This is a genomic window from Pseudomonas shiyinii, from assembly GCF_056725765.1.
This window is the reverse complement of the sequence record NZ_CM161522.1, coordinates 4,175,149-4,197,004: the sequence shown is the minus strand read 5'-3', so window position 1 is coordinate 4,197,004 and position 21,856 is coordinate 4,175,149. Positions and strand designations below refer to the sequence as shown.

Genomic DNA, 21,856 nt, shown 5'->3' with positions numbered 1-21,856 from the left:
CCGGGTGAAGGAAAATTCAGGGATAGACCAAAGGGTGGGGCGGTGTTCGCTTCCCTTGTAGATACCGTCTTGACCCTCACCCCGCAAGGGCGATTTGAGGGTCAAACGGTTTACCGGACTTCACCACGCCATACACCAGGTGCAAAAGCTTGCGCATAGCAGCGCAAACTATCTGCTTATAGGCTTTACGCCGGCTGTTCAAACGCTCTGCCAGTGCCTTCACGACCGGGTTGTGTCTGATCGAGACCGTGCCTGACATCCACAAGCCGGCGCGCAGCCTCGGCGCTCCTGTGCGAGAAATGGTCGATTGGCCAATCTTCTCCCCCGATTGATGGATCATCGGGTTCAGACCTGCAAACGCAACAATGGCTGACGGGCTTTCGTATTTCAGCGGATCACCCAGTTCTGCGAGGATCAGTGCGGCTGTGGTATCACCCAGACCATCAATCGATGTAATCAGTTTTCGCCGTTGGCGCAGATCCGGATCGTCATCGATCGTCTGCTCAATCGCCTTGCGGGTTTTCTCTATTTCTTCGGTGATATGCCCAATTACAGCTCTGATTGACTCCTGCACAGCTGTCTGCGCCACATCCAGACGGTTCTGCTCCATCTGCTGCATTTCTTTCAGGTCGTCCAGACGCCGTACTAAGGCCCGCAAACGCCGCTGAGCTGGCGGCTCAGGCTCCCACTGACGGAGCTCATCCTGTTTTTGCTGGCCATAAGCAGCAATAACTTTGGCATCAGCCTTATCGGTTTTGACGCGTCGAAGGTCGGCCTCGGCAAACTTGGCAATTACGGCGGGATTCAGAATGCACACCCGGTAACCCTTGGCATGAAGGCAATCGGCAAGCGCCTCGTGATAAGTGCCAGTGGCCTCCATGACAACCCAGGCACGCGGTTCGGCATGTTTCTCAAGCCAGGTTGCGAACTGCTCAAAACCACTCGGATCATTGGACAGCTTGGCCTTGGTGCGAACCTTCCCATTGGGAAGTGGAGTCGCAATATCGAAGGATCGCTTGGCTACATCGACGCCAACAACAACAGACATGATCTTCTCCTTCAGACAACGAAAGTTCGATCACCCAGCACTCGGTTCAACCTTGTGAATGCGTGCTCACGCCGGGGGCGGGCACTAGATACCGTTCGAACTGTTCGAGTGGGGTTGGAGGGTCTGAGCGTTATCTACAATACGGGCTCGATGCCCTTGGAGCGGCTCCGCTTCATGACCCTCCCTCGATGATCAGTCGAGAACTTTCGCCTCTTGGAAGGCGAAAGTCGAGATACAAGGAGCGGCCTTGCGCCGCGAATCGGGCGCGAAGCGGCCGCAATGGGGCGATGTGATATTCACCCGTGGGGCGTGCATGCAGGGTTTACGGCCGCTTCGCGCCCGATTCGCGGCGCAAGGCTGCTCCTACAGAGAAGGCGTGAAGGCTGGAGGGGTAAAATCGCAGGCAAGAAAAAACCCACTAGCAAGCTAGTGGGTTTTTGTATGGTGCCCAGGAGAAGACTCGAACTTCCACGACCGTTAAGTCACTGATACCTGAAACCAGCGCGTCTACCAATTCCGCCACCTGGGCAAAGCTTTGCATCATCTGGTGAGGCGAAAACCGTTCGCTTTCACACAGCAGTAACAGATCCTTGGTCATCTGTTACTTGAAAATCATTGGTGCCCAGGAGAAGACTCGAACTTCCACGGCCGTTAAGCCACTGATACCTGAAACCAGCGCGTCTACCAATTCCGCCACCTGGGCACACATTCGAGATAAAAGATGCTTTACAGCGCCGTTCATCTCTACTACAACTTCGGGGTTGTCCGTCGTTGTGGTGCGCACTATACGGACGCTCCTGAGGGCTGTAAAGCCCCCAGCTCAAAAAAATTTCAAAAAATTCAACTTGTTGATTCCGCAGGCCTATTCCCGCACACCGGACATGCCACTGGGGCTGTCCAAGGCTGACATTTCCGGTTTCAATACGCCTATGCCAGAATTCCTATCTATATACCCAAGGTGAACCCCTTCTGATGGCCGATTGGCAATCCCTCGATCCCGAGGCCGCCCGCGAAGCGGAAAAATACGAGAATCCCATCCCCAGCCGTGAGCTGATCCTGCAGCGCCTTGCCGACCGTGGCGAACCCGCCGCCCGCGAAGAGCTGGCCGCAGAGTTCGGCCTGCACGACGAAGACCAGATCGAAGCCCTGCGTCGCCGCCTGCGTGCCATGGAGCGTGACGGCCAGCTGATCTACACCCGGCGCGGCACCTATGCCCCGGTGGACAAGCTGGACCTGATCTGCGGCCGTGTCTCCGGCCACCGCGACGGCTTCGGCTTCCTTATTCCCGACGATGGCAGCGAGGACCTGTTCCTCAGCCCCGCGCAGATGCGCCTGGTGTTCGACGGCGACCGGGGCCTTGCCCGCGTCTCGGGTGTCGACCGCCGTGGCCGCCGCGAGGGCGTGCTGGTGGAAATCATCTCCCGCGCCCACGAGAGCGTGGTCGGCCGCTACTTCGAGGAAGGCGGCATTGGTTACGTGACCCCCGACAACCCGAAGATCCAGCAGGAAGTGCTGGTTACCGCCGGGCGCAATGGCGGGGCCAAGATCGGCCAGTTCGTCGAGATCAAGATCACCCACTGGCCGACGCCGCGCTTCCAGCCCCAGGGCGACGTGGTCGAGGTCATCGGCAACTACATGGCGCCGGGCATGGAGATCGATGTCGCCTTGCGCAGCTACGACATCCCGCATGTCTGGCCCAAAGAGGTGATCAAGGAAGCCCGCAGGTTCCGCTCCGAAGTCGAGGAAAAGGACAAGGAGAAACGTGTCGACCTGCGCCACCTGCCGTTCGTCACCATCGACGGTGAGGACGCCCGCGACTTCGACGATGCGGTCTATTGCGAGCCGCTGGGCAAGCTGCGCCTGTTCTCCGGTGGCTGGCGCCTGTATGTGGCGATCGCCGATGTCTCCAGCTATGTGCGCCTGGGCTCGGCCCTGGACGTCGAGGCCCAGCAGCGAGGCAACTCGGTGTACTTCCCCGAGCGCGTCGTGCCCATGCTGCCTGAGGAGCTGTCCAACGGCCTGTGCTCGCTGAACCCGCATGTCGATCGCCTGGCCATGGTCTGCGAAATGACCATCAACAAAGCCGGCCAGATGGTCGACTACCAGTTCTACGAAGGCGTCATCCACTCCCATGCGCGCCTGACCTACAACAAGGTCAGCAGCATGCTCGAGCATGCCCGCACCCGCGAAGGCAAGGCCCTGCGCGAGGAATACAGCGCCGTCCTGCCGGACCTCAAGCACCTCTATGCGCTGTACAAGGCGCTGGTGGCCGCTCGACATACCCGTGGCGCCATCGACTTCGAAACCCAGGAAACCCGCATCATCTTCGGCGAAGACCGCAAGATCGATGAGATCCGCCCGACCGTGCGCAACGACGCCCACAAGCTGATCGAGGAATGCATGCTGGCGGCCAACGTGGCCACCGCCGAGTTCCTGCAGAAGCATGGCGTTCCGGCCCTGTACCGCGTGCACGACGGCCCCCCGCCGGAGCGCCTGGAAAAACTGCGCGCTTTCCTGGGCGAGCTCGGCCTGTCGCTGCACAAGGGCAAGGAGCCTTCGCCGAAGGACTACCAAGCCCTGTTGGCGAGCATCGCCGAGCGCCCGGACTTCCACCTGATCCAGACCGTCATGCTGCGCTCGCTGAGCCAGGCGGTGTACAGCGTCGAGAACAACGGCCACTTCGGCCTGAACTACGAGGCCTACACCCACTTCACCTCGCCGATCCGCCGCTACCCGGACCTGCTGGTCCACCGCGCCATCCGCAGCGTCATCCGCTCGAAGGTCGATACCCCGCACGTCAAGCGGGCCGGCGCCATGAGCATCCCGAAGGCGCGGATCTACCCGTACGACGAGAACACCCTCGAGCAGATGGGCGAGCAGTGCTCGATGACCGAGCGGCGCGCCGACGAGGCCACCCGTGACGTGGTCAACTGGCTCAAGTGCGAATACATGCGTGACCGCGTTGGCGAGACCTTCCCGGGTGTGATCACCGCCGTGACCGGCTTTGGCCTGTTCGTCGAGCTGACCGACATCTATGTCGAAGGCCTGGTGCATGTCAGCGCCCTGCCAGGCGACTATTACCACTTCGACCCGGTGCATCACCGCCTGTCCGGCGAGCGCAGCGGGCGCAGCTTCCGCCTGGGCGATACGGTCGAGGTCAAGGTCATGCGCGTCGATCTGGAGCAGCGCAAGATCGACTTCGAGATGTCCGAGCAGGCCGTTGCCGCCCCGGTCGGCCGCAAATCGCGCGGTGCGACCCCGCAGGCCGCTGCCACCGCGGCCGAGCCTGCACCGGAGCCGAAGATTTCGCCCAAGCCGCGTAGCCGCAAGAACGAGGCGTCCGAGGCGTACTTCCCCAAGGACGCCGTGCAGCGCAACGCCGAGGTGCGCAAGAGCCGCGAAATGAAGAAGGCGCTGATGAGCGAGGCTCGCCACAGCCACGCCAGCGGCAAGTCGGAGAAGGGCGCCAAGGCGTCCGGCAAGCCGACCAAGCACCGCAAGGGGCCGTCGAAGTCCGGCGCGCCACGTAAAGGCAAGAAGTCATGAGTCAGCTGGAAAAAATCTACGGCGTACACGCCGTGCAAGGGCTGCTGCAGCACCACCCCAAGCGGGTCAAGCAGATCTGGCTGTCGGAAGGGCGCAGCGAGCCGCGTATCCAGGCCCTGCTGGCGCTGGCCGCGGAAAACCGTGTGCCGGTCGGCCAGGCCGAGCGCCGTGAGCTGGACGCCTGGGTCGAGGGTGTACACCAGGGTGTGGTCGCCGAGGTCAGCCCCAGCCAGGTCTGGGGCGAGGCCATGCTCGACGAGATGCTCGAGCGTGCCGAGCAGCCGCCGCTGATCCTGGTGCTCGATGGCGTGACCGACCCGCACAACCTCGGCGCCTGCCTGCGTACCGCAGATGCCGCCGGCGCCACCGCGGTGGTCATTCCCAAGGACAAGTCGGCCACCCTGACCGCCGTGGTGCGCAAGGTCGCCTGCGGTGCCGCCGAGGTGATCCCGCTGGTGGCCGTGACCAACCTGGCCCGTACCCTGGAAAAACTCCAGCAACGCGGCCTGTGGATCGTCGGCACTGCCGGCGAGGCCGAGCAGGAGCTGTACCAGCAGGACCTGACCGGGCCGATCGCCATCGTCATGGGGGCCGAAGGCAAGGGCATGCGCCGCCTGACCCGCGAGCACTGCGACTTCCTGGTCAAGCTGCCGATGGCCGGTAGCGTGAGCAGCCTGAACGTGTCGGTGGCCACCGGCGTGTGCCTGTTCGAGGCCGTGCGCCAGCGTCAGGGCAAGCGCTGACCCTATCGCGGGACAAGCCCGCTCCCACAGTGATTTCGCAAGTCTTCAGAGCGGCGCAATCTCGGTGGGAGCTGGCGACAGCCTGCGATGGGCTGCAAAGCAGCCCCAAGCCCTCAGAGGGTGGAACCCCTCCAGGCGCAAAGGGCCGCTGTGCGGCCCATCGCAGGCTCCGCCAGCTCCCACAGCGTCTGCGTCGGTCTTGCTGGCGGGGGTGGAGCCTGTGGGAGCGGGCTTGCCCCGCGATGGGTTGCTCACAGTCTGGAATTGTTTCAGGCTGTTCAAATATTCGCCAATCGCCTTGCTTGTCCGCCCCGCCTTCTCTACAATTGCGCCCCTTGCCAAGCAGGCAGGCGCGCATGTGCCTTCTTTTCAAGGCAAGACATACAGTGTCATTCACTCCTTGTCTGACCAGGGTGCTGGCAGACTACTAACCCGTAAGGAGCATTCATGCGTCATTACGAAATCATCTTCCTGGTTCACCCGGACCAGAGCGAGCAAGTCGGCGGCATGGTTGAGCGTTACACCAAGCTGATCGAAGAAGACGGCGGCAAGATCCACCGCCTGGAAGACTGGGGCCGTCGTCAGCTGGCCTACGCCATCAACAACGTTCACAAGGCTCACTACGTGATGCTGAACGTTGAGTGCACCGGCAAGGCCCTGGCCGAGCTGGAAGACAACTTCCGCTACAACGATGCCGTGATCCGTAACCTGATCATCCGTCGCGACGAAGCCGTCACCGGCCCGTCCGAGATGCTGAAGGCCGAAGAGAACCGCAGCGAGCGCCGTGAGCGTCGCGAGCGTCCTGAAGCTGCTGATGGCGCCGAAGGCGACGACAGCAACGACAGCGACAACAGCGATAACGCTGACGAGTAATCCACGGACCTTTTTGAGGAGCCTATTACATGGCACGTTTCTTCCGTCGTCGTAAATTCTGCCGCTTCACTGCTGAAGACGTGAAAGAGATCGACTACAAAGATCTCAACACCCTGAAAGCTTACGTATCCGAAACCGGCAAAATCGTTCCAAGCCGTATCACCGGTACCAAAGCTCGTTATCAGCGTCAGCTGGCTACCGCTATCAAGCGCGCCCGCTTCCTGGCCCTGCTGCCCTACACCGACAGCCACGGCCGCTGAGACCGGGTCGTCGACAAGTAGCAAGGGATAAGCATGCGAGCGTTGGCTGATTTCATCATGCGCGGTCGTGTGCAGGCCTCCATCGTGGTGGCCGGTTGTGCGGCATTGCCGCTGTTGTTCTGGTTGAGTGCCGCCGCCGGGAGCCTGGTGTTCCTGCGGCGCGGTTTCAAGGACGCTTCCTCGGTCATCGTCTGGGGCATCTTGCCGGCGTTGGCCTGGTGGGTCTTCGGCGAGCCACGCACCTTGATGGTGCTGCTGGGGACGCTGGGGCTGGCTGCGCTGTTGCGCGCCGGGCATTCCTGGAACCGGGTGCTGTTGTCCAGCATCGCCCTGGGCCTGTTGTACGGTGTTGTGCTTGGTTCGGTGTTCCGCGAACCGATCGAAGCTCTGGCGCGAGCGCTTGAAAAAGCCCTGCCGCAGATGCTCGACGGCCTCTACCAGCAGTTATCGGTAGAGGAACAGGCACACCTTGGAAGCCTCATCGTACCGGTGCTCGGCGGCCTGATCGCGGCCCTGTTGCAAGTTGTCAGTGTGCTGGCCCTGATGTTGGGGCGCTACTGGCAAGCCGTGTTGTACAACCCGGGAGGTTTCGGCCGCGAGTTTCAAGCGGTACGGATTCCCCTGGTGCCGATGCTGGTGCTGTTGGCCTGCATGCTGTTCGGCCCGAACCTCGGTTCCGGCCTGGCATTGCTGACGCCGCTGTGCAGCGTACCGCTCATGTTCGCGGGCATTGCCCTGCTGCATGGGTTGGTGGCCCAGAAGCGCCTGGCCAAGTTCTGGCTGGTGGGGTTGTACGTGACGCTGGTGCTGTTCATGCAGCTGACCTATCCGTTGCTCGTGGTCCTGGCCATTGTCGACAGCCTGATTGATTTTCGCGGTCGCAAGTCCCCTCACCAGGGTGACGACTCCGCGAACGGTGAAGGTTAAAAGTTAAGAGGTTTTACCAAATGGAACTGATCCTGCTGGAAAAAGTCGCCAACCTGGGCAACCTGGGCGACAAAGTAAAAGTTAAAGGTGGTTACGGCCGTAACTTCCTGCTGCCTTTCGGCAAGGCTGTCGTTGCCAACGCCGCCAACCTGGCTGCGTTCGAAGAGCGTCGCGCCGAGCTGGAAAAGGCCGCTGCCGACCGTAAAGCTTCGGCTGAAAGCCGTGCTGCCCAACTGGCCGAGCTGGAAGTGACCATCACTGCCACCGCCGGTGACGAAGGCAAGCTGTTCGGTTCGATCGGCACCCACGACATCGCTGACGCCCTGACCGCCTCCGGCGTTGAAGTGGCCAAGGCTGAAGTTCGTCTGCCGAACGGCACCATCCGCCAGGTTGGCGAATACGACGTAGCCGTGCACCTGCACAGCGACGTCGAAGCCACCGTACGCGTGGTCGTCGTAGCTGCCTAAGCTGCACTGGCTGGCTAGCCCTTGATGGGCTCGCCGGTTAACATCGGGCACGGTCCTGTCTTTCACAGGCCGTGCCCTTTGTCTTTTTCATCCTCCAGAATTCTTTCGTGGCCATGAACGAGATCACCACCCCCGAACAGCTCGACCTGCAGACCGCTGCCCTGAAGGTGCCGCCGCATTCCATCGAGGCCGAACAGGCCGTGCTCGGTGGCTTGCTGCTGGACAACAACGCCTGGGAGCGGGTGCTGGACCAGGTGTCGGATGGCGATTTCTACCGGCATGACCACCGCCTGATCTTCCGGGCCGTGCACAAGCTCGCCGACGCCAACCAGCCGTTCGACGTGGTCACCCTGCATGAGCAGCTGGACAAGGAAGGGCTGTCGAGCCAGGTCGGTGGCCTGGCCTACCTGGCCGAGCTGGCCAAGAACACCCCGTCGGTGGCGAACATCAAGGCTTACGCCGCGATCATTCGCGAGCGTGCCACCTTGCGCCAACTGATCAGCATCAGTACCGATATCGCGGACAACGCCTTCAACCCGCAAGGGCGCAGTGCCGAAGAGATCCTCGACGATGCCGAGCGGCAGATCTTCCAGATTGCTGAAGCCCGTCCGAAAACCGGTGGGCCGGTAGGGGTCAACGAGCTGTTGACCATGGCGATCGACCGGATCGACACGCTGTTCAACTCCGACAGCGACATCACAGGCGTCTCCACCGGTTTCACCGACCTGGACGAGAAGACCAGCGGCCTGCAGCCCGCCGACCTGATCATCGTCGCGGGCCGTCCATCGATGGGCAAGACCACCTTCGCCATGAACCTAGTGGAAAACGCCGTGCTGCGTACCGACAAAGCGGTGCTGGTGTTCTCCCTCGAGATGCCAGGTGAGTCGCTGGTCATGCGTATGCTGTCGTCCCTGGGCCGTATCGACCAGACCAAGGTGCGTTCCGGCCAACTGGACGACGACGACTGGCCGCGCCTGACCTCGGCAGTCAACCTGCTCAACGATCGCAAGCTGTTCATCGACGATACCGCCGGCATCAGCCCTTCGGAAATGCGCGCGCGTACCCGTCGCCTGGCGCGCGAGCATGGCGAGATCGCCCTGATCATGGTCGACTACCTGCAGCTGATGCAGATCCCGGGCTCTGCCGGTGACAACCGGACCAACGAGATTTCCGAGATCTCCCGCTCGCTCAAGGCCCTGGCCAAGGAGTTCAACTGCCCGGTCATCGCCCTGTCGCAGCTCAACCGTTCCCTCGAGCAGCGCCCGAACAAGCGTCCGGTGAACTCCGACCTGCGTGAATCCGGTGCGATCGAGCAGGACGCCGACGTGATCATGTTCGTCTACCGGGACGAGGTGTATCACCCTGAGACCGAGCACAAGGGCGTAGCGGAAATCATCATCGGTAAACAGCGTAACGGCCCCATCGGCTTCGTTCGCCTGGCCTTCATCGGCAAGTACACCCGCTTCGAGAACCTTGCGCCGGGTATGTACAACTTCGACGACGACGAATGAATCCTGGTAGGGGAGCGGCATAAGGCCGCTCCTGAATTCGCGCCATGCCTGGCTTTCGATGAATCCGACCTTGGTCGTCGGATTTGATCAAAATTTGTGCTATATTCCGCGCCCGCGATTTCCCTGCACACCCATACCGGTCATTGACATGCAAGCAGCCAAGCCACTCTACGACTATCCCAAGTACTGGGCCGAATGCTTCGGGCCAGCGCCTTTCCTGCCGATGAGCAGGGAGGAGATGGATCTGCTCGGCTGGGATTCCTGCGACATCATCATCGTGACCGGTGATGCGTACGTCGACCATCCGTCGTTCGGCATGGCCATCATCGGCCGTCTGCTGGAGGCCCAGGGCTTTCGCGTAGGCATCATCGCCCAGCCGAACTGGCAGTCGAAGGACGACTTCATGAAGCTCGGCGAGCCGAACCTGTTCTTCGGTGTCGCGGCCGGCAACATGGATTCGATGATCAACCGCTACACCGCAGACAAGAAGATCCGTTCCGATGATGCCTATACGCCCGGCGGCATGGCTGGCAAGCGTCCGGATCGCGCCAGCCTGGTCTACAGCCAGCGCTGCAAGGAAGCCTACAAGCACGTGCCGATCGTGCTCGGCGGGATCGAGGCCTCCTTGCGCCGTATCGCGCACTACGATTACTGGCAGGACAAGGTCCGCCACTCGATCCTGATCGACGCCAGCGCCGATATTCTGCTGTTCGGCAACGCCGAGCGCGCGGTGGTCGAGGTGGCCCAGCGCCTGGCAAGCGGCGAGAAGATCGAGACCATCACCGATGTACGCGGTACCGCGTTCGTGCGCCGTGACACGCCCGAGGGCTGGTACGAGATCGACTCGACCCGCATCGACCGCCCGGGCCGTGTCGACAAGATCATCAACCCGTACGTGAACACCCAGGATACCCAGGCCTGCGCCATCGAGCAGGCCAAGGGCGAGGTCGAGGACCCGAACGAAGCCAAGGTGGTGCAGATCCTCGACAGCCCGCGCATGACCCGGGAAAAGTCGGTGATCCGCCTGCCGTCGTTCGAGAAGGTGCGTAACGACCCGGTGCTCTATGCCCACGCCAACCGGGTGCTGCACCTGGAGACCAACCCGGGCAATGCCCGCGCCCTGGTGCAGAAGCATGGCGAGGTGGATGTGTGGTTCAACCCGCCACCCATCCCGATGAGCACCGAAGAGATGGACTACGTGTTCGGCATGCCCTACGCGCGCGTGCCGCACCCGGCCTACGGCAAGGAGCGTATCCCGGCCTACGAGATGATCCGTTTCTCGGTGAACATCATGCGTGGCTGCTTCGGCGGCTGCACCTTCTGCTCGATCACCGAGCACGAAGGGCGGATCATCCAGAACCGCTCGCATGAGTCGATCCTGCACGAGATCGAGGAGATGCGCGACAAGGTACCGGGCTTCACCGGCGTGGTTTCCGACCTGGGCGGCCCGACCGCCAACATGTACCGCATCGCCTGCAAGAGCCACGACATCGAGAAGCACTGCCGCAAGCCGTCGTGCGTGTTCCCGGGTATCTGCGAGAACCTCAACACCGACCACAGTTCGTTGATCGAGCTGTACCGCAAGGCCCGCGCTTTGCCGGGGGTGAAGAAGATCCTGATCGCCTCGGGCCTGCGCTACGACCTGGCGGTGGAATCGCCGGAATACGTCAAGGAGCTGGTGACCCACCACGTGGGTGGCTACCTGAAGATCGCCCCGGAGCACACCGAGCGTGGTCCGCTGGACAAGATGATGAAGCCGGGCATCGGTACCTATGACCGCTTCAAGCGCATGTTCGAGAAGTTCTCCAAGGAGGCGGGCAAGGAGCAGTACCTGATCCCGTACTTCATCGCCGCGCACCCCGGCACCACCGACGAGGACATGATGAACCTTGCCCTGTGGCTCAAGGGCAACGGCTTCCGCGCCGACCAGGTGCAGGCGTTCTACCCTTCGCCCATGGCCTCGGCCACGGCCATGTACCACTCGGGCAAGAACCCGCTGCGCAAGGTCACCTACAAGAGCGAAGGGGTGGAGATCGTCAAGAGCGAGGAGCAGCGCCGCCTGCACAAGGCATTCCTGCGCTACCACGACCCCAAGGGTTGGCCGATGCTGCGCGAGGCCCTGCAGCGCATGGGCCGTGCCGACCTGATCGGGCCGGGCAAGCACCAGCTGATCCCGCTGCACCAGCCGCAGACCGACAGCTACCAGAGTGCCCGGCGCAAGAACTCGACCCCGGCCGGCAGCCACAAGGTGGGCAAGGACCAGAAGATCCTCACCCAGCACACTGGCCTGCCGCCGCGCGCCAGCGATGGCAGCAAGCCGTGGGACAAGCGTGAGAAGGCCAAGGCCGAGGCGTTCGCCCGCAACCAGCAGGCGGCCAAGGAGCGCAAGGAAGCGGCCAAGGGCGGCAAGGGCAAGAAGAAGCCGCGTCAGCCGGTCATTCCGCGCTGACTGATCCCTTGGGGCTGCTTTGCAGCCCATCGCGGCACAAGGCCGTTCCTACGGGCGAGCGCATACCCCTGTAGGAGCGGCCTTGTGCCGCGAAAGGACCGCAAAACGGTCCCGAAGCTCCCTGCTTCAGTCAGGCGTCTTGTCGACCCACTTGGGCAGCACCGGCGCCACGAATTCACCCATCGCATCCAGAAGTTCGTCGGGCTGCCTGCCCAGCAACAGCATCGCCCGGTGCTGGGGCCGTACGAAACCTTCCTCGACGATGTGGTCGAGGAACTCGCCCAGCTTCTCGTAGAACCCATTCACATCCAGCAAGCCCAGCGGCTTGGCGTGGTAGCCCAACTGGCCCCAGGTCCAGACTTCGAACAGCTCCTCGAGCGTCCCCAGGCCGCCGGGCAGGGCGATGAAGGCATCGCTCAGCTCGGCCATGCGCGCCTTGCGGGCATGCATGCCATCGACCACTTCCAGGCGTGGCAGGCCCTTGTGGCCGATTTCCGCGTCGATCAGGCTCTGCGGCATGACGCCGATGACGTCACCACCCGCGGCCATGGCCGCATCGGCGACCGCGCCCATCAGGCCGACCGCGCTGCCGCCGTACACCAGCGTCAGGCCGCGCTTGGCGATGGCCTGGCCGAGCGCCACGGCCGCTTCCCGATAGGCTGGGTTGGCGCCGGTGCTGGCGCCACAAAAGACACAAACGGAACGTACAGGCATTGCTTATCTCCAATCACATGCGCTGACAGGGTAAGGCGCATGCCCGCCGCTTCCAAGGCCGGATTCACTCCGGGCGGGAGAACTCGCACAGCGCGCCGGTGGCCCCGTGGGCATAGGCGGCGAGCAGGCTGTTCATGAAGGTTGAGAGAAACATGGTCATGGCTCCTGTAATGAGAGGTTGTCCCATCGTCCTTCAAGAGGGCATGATGTGCACTTAGATTGGTTGTATACAATCCATTGAACAAATCTACTGGCTGGCCCCTCGATCCTCCTTGACCCATATCAGCGAGGAGGAAACAGGTTTCAGGCAGTCTCGCAATTGATAAAACCCTGCCAAGGAGATTCACGATGTTTACGAAAGCTGTAGCGGTATCCCTGCTGACCCTCGCCAGCGCCTCTGTCTTCGCAGCCGAGTGCTCGGTGACTGTCGAGTCCACCGACCAGATGTCCTACACCACCAAGGAATTCACCGTAGACAAGAGCTGCAAGGAATTCACCGTCAAGCTGACCCACAGCGGCAGCCTGCCGAAGAACGTCATGGGCCACAACCTGGTGATCAGCAAGACTGCCGACATGCAGGCCATCGCCACCGAAGGCATGTCCCAGGGCCTGGACAAGGATTACCTGAAGGCTGACAACGCCAACATCATCGCCCACACCAAGATGATCGGCGCGCCGGAGAAGGAAACCGAGGTGAAGTTCGACACGTCGAAGCTGGAAGCCGGCGGTGACTACAGCTTCTTCTGCACCTTCCCGGGCCACATCTCGATGATGAAGGGTAAGGTCATCGTCAAGTAAGAGGGTAGGGGAGGGCTTTGCCCTCCAATCGCGGGACAAGCCCGCTCCCACAGGGATCACTAATGACCTTGTGGGAGCGGGCTTGTCCCGCGATGCTTTTCAAGGCGCGAACGGTAGCTCGCGCTTGTGCTGGGTCTTGCGGTAGGTGGCGACGATGATGTCGAACGCTTCCTGATCAACCGGCTGCCCATGCAGGAAGGCATCGATCTGCTGATAGGTCACGCCATGGGAGGCTTCGTCCGGCTTGCCCGGCGCCAGGTCTTCCAGGTCTGCAGTCGGCACCTTTTCCACCAGTGACTCCGGCGCACCGAAGCTGCGCGCAATCGCCCGCACCTGGTTCTTCACCAGCCCGCTCAGCGGTGCCAGGTCGCAAGCACCATCACCGAACTTGGTAAAGAAGCCCATCACCGCCTCGGCGGCGTGGTCGGTACCGATCACCAGGCCCGCGCGGGCACCCGCGATGGCGTACTGGGCGACCATGCGGGTACGTGCCTTGACGTTGCCGACCACGAAGTCCACCAGCGTCGGCGAGCCGTTCTTCAACTCCACTACTTCAGCCGCCAGCGCCCGTACTGCCGGGGCGATATCCACGGTGTGCACTTCGTCGGCCTTGATCACTTCCAGGCACGCCTGGGCGTCATGCTCGTCATGCTGGACCTGGTAAGGCAGGCGTACGGCGATGAAGGTGTAGGCCTTGTCACCGGTTTCGGCGCGCAGCTCATTGATGGCGCGCTGGGCGAGCAGGGCAGCGGTCAGCGAGTCGACGCCGCCGCTGATGCCCAGGACCAGGGTCTTGAGCCGGGCATTGGCCAGGCACTGCTTGATGAAGGCCACGCGCCGGGTGACTTCGGCCTCGAGCGCGGCGGCATCGGCGAACGGCGGCTGCACCTTGAGTTGCTGTGCAATCTCTCGCTGGACGGCTTGCATGGGTTACTCCTTGCTGGGGACTTTGAATACGTGACGCAGGTAGGCGACGAAGTTCGCGTCTCGACACTGGGTCTTGGCGGCTTCGTCGGAAATCTTGGCCACCGGCGAGCCGTTGCAGTCGGTCATTTTAAGCACGATGCTCATGGGCGCCACTGTGGGTATGTCGCAGGTCAGGTTGGTGCCGATGCCGAAACTCACATTGATGCGACCGCGCAGGGCGCGGAAGATTTCCAGCGAGCGGGTCAGGTTCAGCCCGTCGGAGAACACCAGGGTCTTGGTCATCGGGTCGATGCCCAGTTTCTGATAGTGGGCAATGGCTTTTTCCGCCCAGGCCACCGGTTCGCCCGAATCGTGGCGCAGGCCGTCGAAGAGCTTGGCGAAGTACAGGTCGAAATCATTGAGGAAGGCATCCATGGTGATGCAGTCGGTCAGGGCGATGCCCAGCAGCCCACGGTATTCGCGTACCCAGCAGTCCAGCGCGGCGATCTGGCTGTCGATCAGTCGTGGGCCGAGCTGCTGGTGGGCCATGATCCATTCGTGGGCCATGGTGCCCAGGGGTTTCACGTCCAATTTCCAGGCCAGGTCGACGTTGCTGGTGCCCACGAAGCGCGCCGGGAAGTCATCGCGCAGTACCCTCACCACTTCTTCCTGGACGCGGCTGGAGAAACGCCGGCGGGTGCCGAAATCGGCGACCTGCAGGGCGGCCAGTTCCTCCTCGCTGGCGTGGGCGCGCAGCCAGTCGAACTTGCGGTAGAGCTGGTCGCGTGCCTCGGCCAGGCGCATGCGCGGGTGCAGGTGGCGGTTGCGGACCTCGCTAATGATCGCCAGCAGGGGCACTTCGAAGAGGATCACGTGCAGCCACGGGCCGCGCAGGCGCAGGTACAGCTGGTCATGCTCGATGCCGATGTGCACGTAGCGCAGGTTGAAGCGGAACAGGCGCAGGAAGCGCAGGAAGTCTGGCTTGAGGAAGCTGATGCGTTCGAGGAACTCCAGCTGGCCATCATCGAGGGTCAGGTCGCTGAGCAGTTCGATCTGGTTGCGGATTTCGCCCAGGTAGGGGCGCAGGTCCTCGCCGTTGCGGCAGCGGAACTCCCATTCCACGTCGGCGTCCGGGTAGTTGTGCAGGACGGCCTGCATCATCGTCAGCTTGTAGAAGTCGGTGTCGAGCAGGTTGTGCACGATGCGCTCGGCAAATGCGCTCTCGCTCATTGAAAGGCTCCAGGTGGCGGCGTTCGCGTAACAAGGACGAGCGCGCGGAATCCGGGCCATTGTGCCAGCCTTTTGGCCGTCGTTGTGGCGGGGCGGTCTGATCGCCGGCACTCCGGCTCCCACTACTGAAACAGTGCAAGACGGGTTGGAGCCGGCTTGCCGGCGATTGGGCCTTGCGAGCCGTCACCAAGTTCAGCCTTGAAACGGTGCCGGCTGTAGCAGTCGCGCACTATCAGTGTGCAGTTCGGTGACGTTCGCTGTTACAGGTCGGTTGCACGTAAACACTTGCCGCGGTTGCAATGATGGCGCCGCGTGGTTGCGCCTTGTCTAGAAGAGAGGGTGGCGCCACGCCTGTGGCAGACGGTTGCACGCTCAATAAAGAAAAGGCCGTCGGTCGCCTCTGGCCTGCCGCATGGGTGCGTTTTGCGCAAAGACAAAACCTCTGGCACGCCGCTTGCTCTGAGCTTGGTGCTGAAAGTTGTAGTGCCAACCAAAAAAACTCTAAGGAGCACCACCTCATGTCGCAGACGTTCTACAAGAAAGGTTTCCTGGCGCTCGCCGTCGCTTCGGCACTGGGTGTCTCTTCGTTTGTTCAAGCCGACGTCAAGATCGGCGTCGCGGGCCCGATGACCGGTGCCAACGCAGCGTTTGGCGAACAGTACATGAAAGGTGCACAGGCGGCGGCCGACAAGATCAACGCCGCTGGTGGGGTGAACGGCGAGAAGATCGTCCTGGTCAAGGGTGACGATGCTTGCGAGCCGAAGCAGGCCGTGGCCGTGGCCAACCGCCTGGTCGACCAGGACAAGGTGATCGGTGTGGTGGGCCACTTCTGCTCCTCCAACACCATTCCCGCTTCCGAGGTCTACGACGAAGCGGGCGTGATCGCCATCACCCCAGGCTCCACCAACCCACAGGTCACCGAGCGCGGCCTGACCGCCATGTTCCGCATGTGTGGCCGTGACGACCAGCAAGGCATCGTTGCCGGCGACTACATCGTCGACGTGCTCAAGGGCAAGAAAGTGGTGGTTCTGCACGATAAGGACACCTATGGCCAAGGCCTGGCCGACGCCACCAAGGCACAGCTGGAAAAACGCGGCGTGAAGCCGGTGCTGTACGAAGGCCTGACTCGTGGCGAGAAGGACTTCAGCGCCGTGGTCACCAAGATCCGCGCCGCCGGTGCCGACGTCGTCTACTTCGGCGGCCTGCACCCCGAAGCCGGCCCGCTGGTACGCCAACTGCGCGAGCAGGGCCTGAAGGACGTCAAGTTCATGTCCGACGACGGCATCGTCACCGACGAACTGGTGGCCACTGCCGGCGGCGCCCAGTACGTCAATGGCGTGTACATGACCTTTGGCGCCGACCCGCGCCTGCTGCCCGACAGCAAGGCCGTGGTGGAGGAGTTCCGCAAGGCCGGCACCGAGCCTGAAGGCTACACCCTGTACGCCTACGCGTCCCTGCAGGCGCTGGCCGCCGCATTCAACGGCGCCAAGTCGAACAAGGGCGAAGACGCCGCCGAATGGCTCAAGGCCAACCCGGTCAAGACCGTCATGGGCGAGAAGAAGTGGGACAGCAAGGGCGACCTGACCGTCTCCGACTACGTGGTCTACCAGTGGGATGCCAACGGCAAGTACCACCAGCTGGAAAAACAAAAATAACAATGGCTGCCGGCCCGGGCGTGCACTGCCCCGGGCCGCTGCCCCGCGGTACCTGTCTTTATCCGTAGATCTGCACAGTTCTGCGCTGCGAGGGCCGCTTTACCCAAAGCCCGCCGTGGTCGGCGCTCGTGCAATCTCAATCAGGTGAGATTGCGTTATGGATGGTATTTTCCTGCAGCAACTGATCAATGGGCTGACCCTCGGGTCTGTCTATGGTCTGATCGCCATCGGCTACACAATGGTCTATGGCATCATCGGCATGATCAACTTCGCGCACGGCGAGGTGTACATGATCTCCGCGTACCTCGCGGCGATCAGCCTGGCATTGCTGGCCTATTTCGGTATCGAGTCGTTTCCGCTGCTGATGTTGGGAACCTTGTTGTTCACCATCGTCGTGACCGGCGTCTACGGCTTCACCATCGAGCGCATCGCCTACAAGCCCCTGCGTAACTCCACCCGCCTGGCACCTTTGATCAGTGCCATCGGCATTTCGCTGATCCTGCAGAACTACGCGCAGATCAGCCAGGGCGCCCGCCAGCAAGGCGTGCCAACCCTGCTCGAAGGCGCTGTACGCGTCGAAGTGGGCACCGGTTTCGTGCAGTTGACCTACACCAAGATCTTCATCCTGGTGGCAGCCTTCATCGGCATGGCCCTGCTGACCTACGTCATCAAGTACACCAAGCTCGGCCGTATGTGCCGTGCCACCCAGCAAGACCGCAAGATGGCCTCGATCCTGGGGATCAACACCGACCGGGTGATCTCCTACGTGTTCGTCATCGGCGCGGTGATGGCCGCCCTGGCTGGCGTGCTGATCACCATGAACTACGGCACCTTCGACTTCTATGCGGGCTTCATCATCGGCATCAAGGCGTTCACCGCCGCGGTGCTCGGTGGGATCGGCTCGCTCCCCGGCGCCATGCTCGGCGGCATCATCCTGGGGATCTCCGAGTCGTTGTTCTCCGGCCTGATCAACTCCGACTACAAGGACGTGTTCAGTTTCTCGCTGCTGGTGATGATCCTGATCTTCCGTCCCCAAGGCCTGCTGGGTCGCCCGCTCGTGGCTAAGGTGTGAACATGTCTGCTGCCAATCCTGTTTCGCCCAATACTGTTTCTTCCGGTTTCGACATCAAGCGCAGCCTGCTGGAGACCATCGTCGCCGGCTTGCTCGCACTGATCGTGTTCGGCCCTGTGGTCGGCGTGGTGCTCGATGGCTACAGCTTCAACGCCGAACCTCGTCGTGTGGCCTGGCTGGTCGGTGGCGTGATGATCGGGCGCTTCATCCTCAGCCTGTTCCTTCAGTCCCCGACGGGGCAACGCATGCTCCAGGGCTTCGAAAGCGGCGGCTCGGGGGTGCATGTACTGGCGCCGGACTACAAGTCGCGGCTGCGCTACATCATCCCGGCGCTGATCGTCATCGCCATCGTCTTCCCGATCTTCGCCAACAAGTACCTGCTCACGGTGGTCATCCTCGGCCTGATCTATGTGCTGCTGGGCCTGGGCCTGAACATCGTGGTGGGCCTGGCCGGCCTGCTCGACCTGGGCTACGTGGCGTTCTACGCCATCGGCGCCTACGGCCTGGCCTTGGGCTACCAGTACCTGGGCCTGGGCTTCTGGAGCGTGCTGCCACTGGCGGCGATCGCCGCGGCGCTGGCCGGGTGCATACTCGGGTTCCCGGTGCTGCGCATGCACGGTGACTACCTGGCGATCGTGACCCTGGGCTTCGGCGAAATCATCCGCCTGGTGCTGAACAACTGGCTATCGTTCACCGGCGGCCCGAACGGTATGCCGGCACCGGCCCCGACCTTCATGGGCCTTGAGTTCGGCCGCCGGGCCAAGGACGGCGGCGTGCCGATCCATGAATTCTTCGGCTTCGATTACAACGCCAACCTCAAGTTCGTGTTCATCTATGCGGTGCTGTTCATCGTCGTGCTGGCGGTGCTGTACATCAAGCACCGCCTGACCCGCATGCCGGTCGGCCGTGCCTGGGAAGCCTTGCGCGAAGACGAGATCGCCTGCCGCTCCATGGGCCTGAACCATGTGCTGGTCAAACTCTCGGCCTTCACCATCGGCGCCTCCACCGCAGGGCTTGCAGGGGTGTTCTTCGCCACCTACCAGGGCTTCGTCAACCCATCCTCGTTCACCTTCTTCGAGTCGGCGCTGATCCTGGCCATCGTGGTACTCGGTGGCATGGGTTCCACCGTGGGCGTGGTGATCGCAGCGTTCGTGCTGACCGTGGCGCCAGAACTGCTGCGCAGCTTCTCGGAATACCGGGTGCTGCTGTTCGGCGTGCTGATGGTGTTGATGATGATCTGGCGACCTCGCGGATTGATCCGTATCAGCCGCGCCGGTGTAGTTCCGCGTAAAGGAGTGGCGCCATGAGCGACGATATCATTCTCTCGGTCGACAACCTGATGATGCAGTTCGGTGGCATCAAGGCGCTCAGCGATGTCAGCCTTAAGGTCCGGCGCAACCAGATCTTCGCCCTGATCGGCCCCAACGGTGCCGGCAAGACCACCGTGTTCAACTGCCTCACCGGGTTCTACAAGGCCAGTGGCGGGCGCATCGAGCTGAACGTGCGCGGCGGCAAGACCAACGTCATCCAGCTGCTGGGCGAGCGCTTCCAGCCAGGCGACTTCGTGTCGCCGGCGCGTTTTGCCAACCGTATGTACTACAAGATGTTCGGCGGTACCCACCTGGTCAACCGCGCCGGCCTGGCCCGCACGTTCCAGAACATCCGGTTGTTCAAGGAAATGTCGGTGGTGGAAAACCTGCTGGTGGCCCAGCACATGTGGGTCAACCGCAACCTGCTGGCGGGCGTGCTCAATACCAAGGCCTACCGCAAGGCCGAGAGCGATGCCCTGGACCATGCATTCTACTGGCTGGAGGTGGTCGACCTGGTCGACTGCGCCAACCGCCTGGCGGGCGAGTTGTCCTACGGCCAGCAGCGCCGCCTGGAAATCGCCCGGGCCATGTGCACCCGGCCGAAGATCATCTGCCTGGACGAACCGGCCGCCGGCCTCAACCCCCAGGAAACCGAGGCGCTGAGCCGTATGATCCGGGTGTTGCGCGACGAGCACGACATCACCGTGGTGCTGATCGAACACGACATGGGCATGGTCATGAGCATTTCCGACCATATCGTGGTGCTCGACCATGGCAACGTGATCGCCGAAGGCGCTCCGCAGGATATCCGCAACAACCCGACGGTGATCGCCGCCTACCTGGGTGCCGACGAAGAGGAACTGGTATGAGTGCACCCATTCTCGAGCTCAAGGACCTGGACGTGTTCTACGGGCCGATCCAGGCGCTGAAGAAAGTCAGCATGCACATCAACGAAGGCGAGACGGTGAGCCTGATCGGAGCCAACGGCGCCGGCAAATCGACCCTGCTGATGTCGATCTTCGGCCAACCGCGGGCGGCCTCTGGGCATATCGTGTATCGCGGTACCGATATCACTCGCAAGTCGTCGCACTACATCGCCTCCAATGGCATCGCCCAGTCGCCGGAAGGGCGCCGGGTATTTCCCGACATGACCGTCGAGGAGAACCTGATGATGGGGACCATCCCCATCGGCGACAAACATGCCGATGCGGACATGCAACGCATGTACGAGCTGTTCCCACGGTTGAAGGAGCGCCGTAACCAGCGGGCGATGACCATGTCCGGCGGCGAGCAGCAAATGCTCGCCATCGCCCGGGCATTGATGAGCCGGCCCAAGCTGTTGCTGCTCGACGAGCCATCGCTGGGGCTGGCCCCGATCGTGGTCAAGCAGATCTTCTCGACCTTGCGCGAACTGGCCCAGAGCGGGATGACCATTTTCCTGGTGGAGCAGAACGCCAACCATGCGTTGAAGCTTTCCGACCGGGCCTATGTGATGGTCAACGGGCAGATCCGCATGAGCGGGACGGGTAAGGAGTTGCTGGCCAACGAGGAAGTGCGCAACGCGTACCTGGGCGGGCATTGACCCCATCGTTCGATCGCCGGCAAGCCGGCTCCCACAGGCATTTCGCAAGTTTTGAGAGCGGCGCAATCTCGGTGGGAGCTGGCGACAGCCTGCGATGGGCTGCAAAGCAGCCCCAAGCCTTCAAACGGTGGAGCCCTCCAGACCTAAGGGGCCGCTTTGCGGCCCATCGCAGGCTGTCGCCAGCTCCCACGAAGCGAGCGGAGCCTGGGCCGTATTTGTACGGCTGAGAAGTATTAAACCAACCTGGGGCAATTTGAGCTTGTCCAGCACCATAGAACCTCCCACAGGTTTGGCGCGGTTCTTCCCTGTGAGAGCCGGCTTGCCGGCGATCGTGCGCCTTGAACGTTATGTGGACAACTTGTCGCACTGCTCGCAGGAAGCCCCGCAAAACCGCTTCGCAAGTCGTTGTTTCCACAGGCTTCGCTTTGTCCACGGATCGTGTGGAACCGGCTGTGGAAAACATGGTGGCATGTGCCGCAAAGCCTTTGTCGTCAAGGCTTGCAGCATTCTGTACGTTTTTTGAACAAAAGCATTTCAGGGATGATTTTCCTTTGGTTTCAACTACCTGGGGAGGCTTGCAGCCGTCTGGAAAACTCTGTGGATAACTCTGTGTAAAAGCCTTGGACAGACTGCTGCAGGCGGCGTCGCTGAAAGCCTTGGGCCATCACGACAGGGCGTTTTCGAGCGCCTGTCGGAGGAAAAGCGTTCCGCAGGATGGACAAGTTGCCCCCAATCCGTGGGGAAAGCCTTGTGGATAACATGAGC

At 62.1% G+C, this 21,856-nt stretch carries 18 protein-coding genes and 2 tRNA genes; 14 read left to right on the top strand and 6 right to left on the bottom strand.

The genetic code is table 11. From position 1 onward, the window contains the following. Window positions 1–76: 76 nt before the first annotated feature. The 3 genes from ACXHGZ_RS18960 to ACXHGZ_RS18950 all read right to left on the bottom strand — a co-directional run bounded on the left by ACXHGZ_RS18960 (window position 77) and on the right by ACXHGZ_RS18950 (window position 1,751). The gene (locus ACXHGZ_RS18960) at window positions 77–1,048 is read right to left on the bottom strand and encodes an IS110 family RNA-guided transposase (protein ID WP_480460242.1); all 972 of its coding nucleotides are present in this window, start codon (window positions 1,046–1,048) and stop codon (window positions 77–79) included. Window positions 1,049–1,490: 442 nt separating this feature from the next. Beyond that, window positions 1,491–1,577, bottom strand: a tRNA-Leu gene (locus ACXHGZ_RS18955). A gap of 87 nt (window positions 1,578–1,664) precedes the next feature. Beyond that, window positions 1,665–1,751 (bottom strand) — tRNA-Leu (locus tag ACXHGZ_RS18950). Between the two features lie 269 nt (window positions 1,752–2,020). On the opposite strand from ACXHGZ_RS18950, the gene rnr reads away from it, so the two are divergent. The 8 genes from rnr (at window position 2,021) to ACXHGZ_RS18910 (ending at window position 11,824) form a co-directional block, all read left to right on the top strand. Then, on the top strand, window positions 2,021–4,594 hold the full coding sequence (gene rnr, locus ACXHGZ_RS18945; RefSeq protein ID WP_480460966.1) for a ribonuclease R: 2,574 nt from the start codon (window positions 2,021–2,023) through the stop codon (window positions 4,592–4,594). Continuing rightward, window positions 4,591–5,337 (top strand): 23S rRNA (guanosine(2251)-2'-O)-methyltransferase RlmB, encoded by a 747-nt coding sequence (gene rlmB, locus ACXHGZ_RS18940; RefSeq protein WP_084854201.1) that lies wholly within the window; start codon window positions 4,591–4,593, stop codon window positions 5,335–5,337. Before rnr ends, rlmB begins: the two co-directional genes overlap by 4 nt. 447 nt (window positions 5,338–5,784) lie before the next feature. Further along, on the top strand, window positions 5,785–6,210 hold the full coding sequence (rpsF, locus tag ACXHGZ_RS18935) for a 30S ribosomal protein S6 (protein WP_084854204.1): 426 nt from the start codon (window positions 5,785–5,787) through the stop codon (window positions 6,208–6,210). 29 nt (window positions 6,211–6,239) lie between these two features. Continuing rightward, entirely contained in the window at window positions 6,240–6,470 is a 231-nt protein-coding gene (gene rpsR, locus ACXHGZ_RS18930; protein ID WP_009403887.1) for a 30S ribosomal protein S18, read from the top strand. A gap of 33 nt (window positions 6,471–6,503) precedes the next feature. Next, on the top strand, window positions 6,504–7,397 hold the full coding sequence (locus ACXHGZ_RS18925) for a YybS family protein (RefSeq protein WP_480460964.1): 894 nt from the start codon (window positions 6,504–6,506) through the stop codon (window positions 7,395–7,397). A gap of 20 nt (window positions 7,398–7,417) precedes the next feature. Further along, entirely contained in the window at window positions 7,418–7,864 is a 447-nt protein-coding gene (gene rplI / locus ACXHGZ_RS18920) for a 50S ribosomal protein L9 (RefSeq protein WP_084854208.1), read from the top strand. A 113-nt stretch (window positions 7,865–7,977) separates the two neighbouring features. Continuing rightward, window positions 7,978–9,375 (top strand): replicative DNA helicase, encoded by a 1,398-nt coding sequence (gene dnaB, locus ACXHGZ_RS18915; protein WP_084854211.1) that lies wholly within the window; start codon window positions 7,978–7,980, stop codon window positions 9,373–9,375. A 148-nt stretch (window positions 9,376–9,523) separates the two neighbouring features. Then, window positions 9,524–11,824, top strand: a complete 2,301-nt coding sequence (locus ACXHGZ_RS18910; protein ID WP_480460961.1) for a YgiQ family radical SAM protein — start codon at window positions 9,524–9,526, stop codon at window positions 11,822–11,824. 126 nt (window positions 11,825–11,950) lie between these two features. On the opposite strand, the gene ACXHGZ_RS18905 is transcribed toward ACXHGZ_RS18910, so the two are convergent. Further along, the gene (locus ACXHGZ_RS18905) at window positions 11,951–12,538 is read right to left on the bottom strand and encodes a cytokinin riboside 5'-monophosphate phosphoribohydrolase (RefSeq protein WP_480460960.1); all 588 of its coding nucleotides are present in this window, start codon (window positions 12,536–12,538) and stop codon (window positions 11,951–11,953) included. A gap of 348 nt (window positions 12,539–12,886) precedes the next feature. Here ACXHGZ_RS18905 and azu point away from each other — a divergent pair, with 348 nt between their 5' ends. After that, window positions 12,887–13,336, top strand: a complete 450-nt coding sequence (azu, locus tag ACXHGZ_RS18900; RefSeq protein ID WP_480460959.1) for an azurin — start codon at window positions 12,887–12,889, stop codon at window positions 13,334–13,336. A gap of 99 nt (window positions 13,337–13,435) precedes the next feature. Here azu and nadE read toward each other — a convergent pair whose 3' ends face one another. Continuing rightward, window positions 13,436–14,263: an NAD(+) synthase gene (nadE, locus tag ACXHGZ_RS18895; protein WP_084854226.1), complete on the bottom strand. Its 828-nt coding sequence runs from the start codon at window positions 14,261–14,263 to the stop codon at window positions 13,436–13,438. Between the two features lie 3 nt (window positions 14,264–14,266). After that, complete coding sequence (gene pncB, locus ACXHGZ_RS18890) at window positions 14,267–15,472, bottom strand: nicotinate phosphoribosyltransferase (protein WP_084854229.1); 1,206 nt, start codon at window positions 15,470–15,472, stop codon at window positions 14,267–14,269. 518 nt (window positions 15,473–15,990) lie between these two features. Between pncB and ACXHGZ_RS18885 the strand changes: the two genes are divergently transcribed. The 5 genes from ACXHGZ_RS18885 to ACXHGZ_RS18865 all read left to right on the top strand — a co-directional run bounded on the left by ACXHGZ_RS18885 (window position 15,991) and on the right by ACXHGZ_RS18865 (window position 21,091). After that, window positions 15,991–17,127, top strand: coding sequence for a branched-chain amino acid ABC transporter substrate-binding protein (locus ACXHGZ_RS18885; protein ID WP_084854231.1), 1,137 nt, complete (start codon window positions 15,991–15,993; stop codon window positions 17,125–17,127). A 157-nt stretch (window positions 17,128–17,284) separates the two neighbouring features. After that, window positions 17,285–18,199: an ABC transporter permease subunit gene (locus ACXHGZ_RS18880; RefSeq protein ID WP_084854233.1), complete on the top strand. Its 915-nt coding sequence runs from the start codon at window positions 17,285–17,287 to the stop codon at window positions 18,197–18,199. 2 nt (window positions 18,200–18,201) lie between these two features. Next, window positions 18,202–19,506: a high-affinity branched-chain amino acid ABC transporter permease LivM gene (gene livM / locus ACXHGZ_RS18875; protein ID WP_324817887.1), complete on the top strand. Its 1,305-nt coding sequence runs from the start codon at window positions 18,202–18,204 to the stop codon at window positions 19,504–19,506. After that, window positions 19,503–20,378, top strand: coding sequence for an ATP-binding cassette domain-containing protein (locus ACXHGZ_RS18870; RefSeq protein ID WP_084854238.1), 876 nt, complete (start codon window positions 19,503–19,505; stop codon window positions 20,376–20,378). Before livM ends, ACXHGZ_RS18870 begins: the two co-directional genes overlap by 4 nt. Further along, complete coding sequence (locus tag ACXHGZ_RS18865) at window positions 20,375–21,091, top strand: ABC transporter ATP-binding protein (RefSeq protein ID WP_084854241.1); 717 nt, start codon at window positions 20,375–20,377, stop codon at window positions 21,089–21,091. The genes ACXHGZ_RS18870 and ACXHGZ_RS18865 overlap by 4 nt, the downstream gene beginning before the upstream one ends. The last annotated feature ends 765 nt before the right edge of the window (window positions 21,092–21,856 follow it).

Bases quoted from the DNA above. Each gene is read 5' to 3' on its own strand.
- ACXHGZ_RS18885 (WP_084854231.1), top strand. From the start codon at position 15,991: ATGTCGCAGACGTTCTACAAGAAAGGTTTCCTGGCGCTCGCCGTCGCT.
- ACXHGZ_RS18925 (WP_480460964.1), top strand. From the start codon at position 6,504: ATGCGAGCGTTGGCTGATTTCATCATGCGCGGTCGTGTGCAGGCCTCC.
- ACXHGZ_RS18905 (WP_480460960.1), bottom strand. From the start codon at position 12,538: ATGCCTGTACGTTCCGTTTGTGTCTTTTGTGGCGCCAGCACCGGCGCC.
- ACXHGZ_RS18910 (WP_480460961.1), top strand. From the start codon at position 9,524: ATGCAAGCAGCCAAGCCACTCTACGACTATCCCAAGTACTGGGCCGAA.
- azu (WP_480460959.1), top strand. From the start codon at position 12,887: ATGTTTACGAAAGCTGTAGCGGTATCCCTGCTGACCCTCGCCAGCGCC.
- rpsR (WP_009403887.1), top strand. From the start codon at position 6,240: ATGGCACGTTTCTTCCGTCGTCGTAAATTCTGCCGCTTCACTGCTGAA.
- rpsF (WP_084854204.1), top strand. From the start codon at position 5,785: ATGCGTCATTACGAAATCATCTTCCTGGTTCACCCGGACCAGAGCGAG.
- livM (WP_324817887.1), top strand. From the start codon at position 18,202: ATGTCTGCTGCCAATCCTGTTTCGCCCAATACTGTTTCTTCCGGTTTC.
- pncB (WP_084854229.1), bottom strand. From the start codon at position 15,472: ATGAGCGAGAGCGCATTTGCCGAGCGCATCGTGCACAACCTGCTCGAC.
- ACXHGZ_RS18960 (WP_480460242.1), bottom strand. From the start codon at position 1,048: ATGTCTGTTGTTGTTGGCGTCGATGTAGCCAAGCGATCCTTCGATATT.
- ACXHGZ_RS18865 (WP_084854241.1), top strand. From the start codon at position 20,375: ATGAGTGCACCCATTCTCGAGCTCAAGGACCTGGACGTGTTCTACGGG.
- ACXHGZ_RS18880 (WP_084854233.1), top strand. From the start codon at position 17,285: ATGGATGGTATTTTCCTGCAGCAACTGATCAATGGGCTGACCCTCGGG.
- rnr (WP_480460966.1), top strand. From the start codon at position 2,021: ATGGCCGATTGGCAATCCCTCGATCCCGAGGCCGCCCGCGAAGCGGAA.
- dnaB (WP_084854211.1), top strand. From the start codon at position 7,978: ATGAACGAGATCACCACCCCCGAACAGCTCGACCTGCAGACCGCTGCC.
- ACXHGZ_RS18870 (WP_084854238.1), top strand. From the start codon at position 19,503: ATGAGCGACGATATCATTCTCTCGGTCGACAACCTGATGATGCAGTTC.
- rplI (WP_084854208.1), top strand. From the start codon at position 7,418: ATGGAACTGATCCTGCTGGAAAAAGTCGCCAACCTGGGCAACCTGGGC.
- nadE (WP_084854226.1), bottom strand. From the start codon at position 14,263: ATGCAAGCCGTCCAGCGAGAGATTGCACAGCAACTCAAGGTGCAGCCG.
- rlmB (WP_084854201.1), top strand. From the start codon at position 4,591: ATGAGTCAGCTGGAAAAAATCTACGGCGTACACGCCGTGCAAGGGCTG.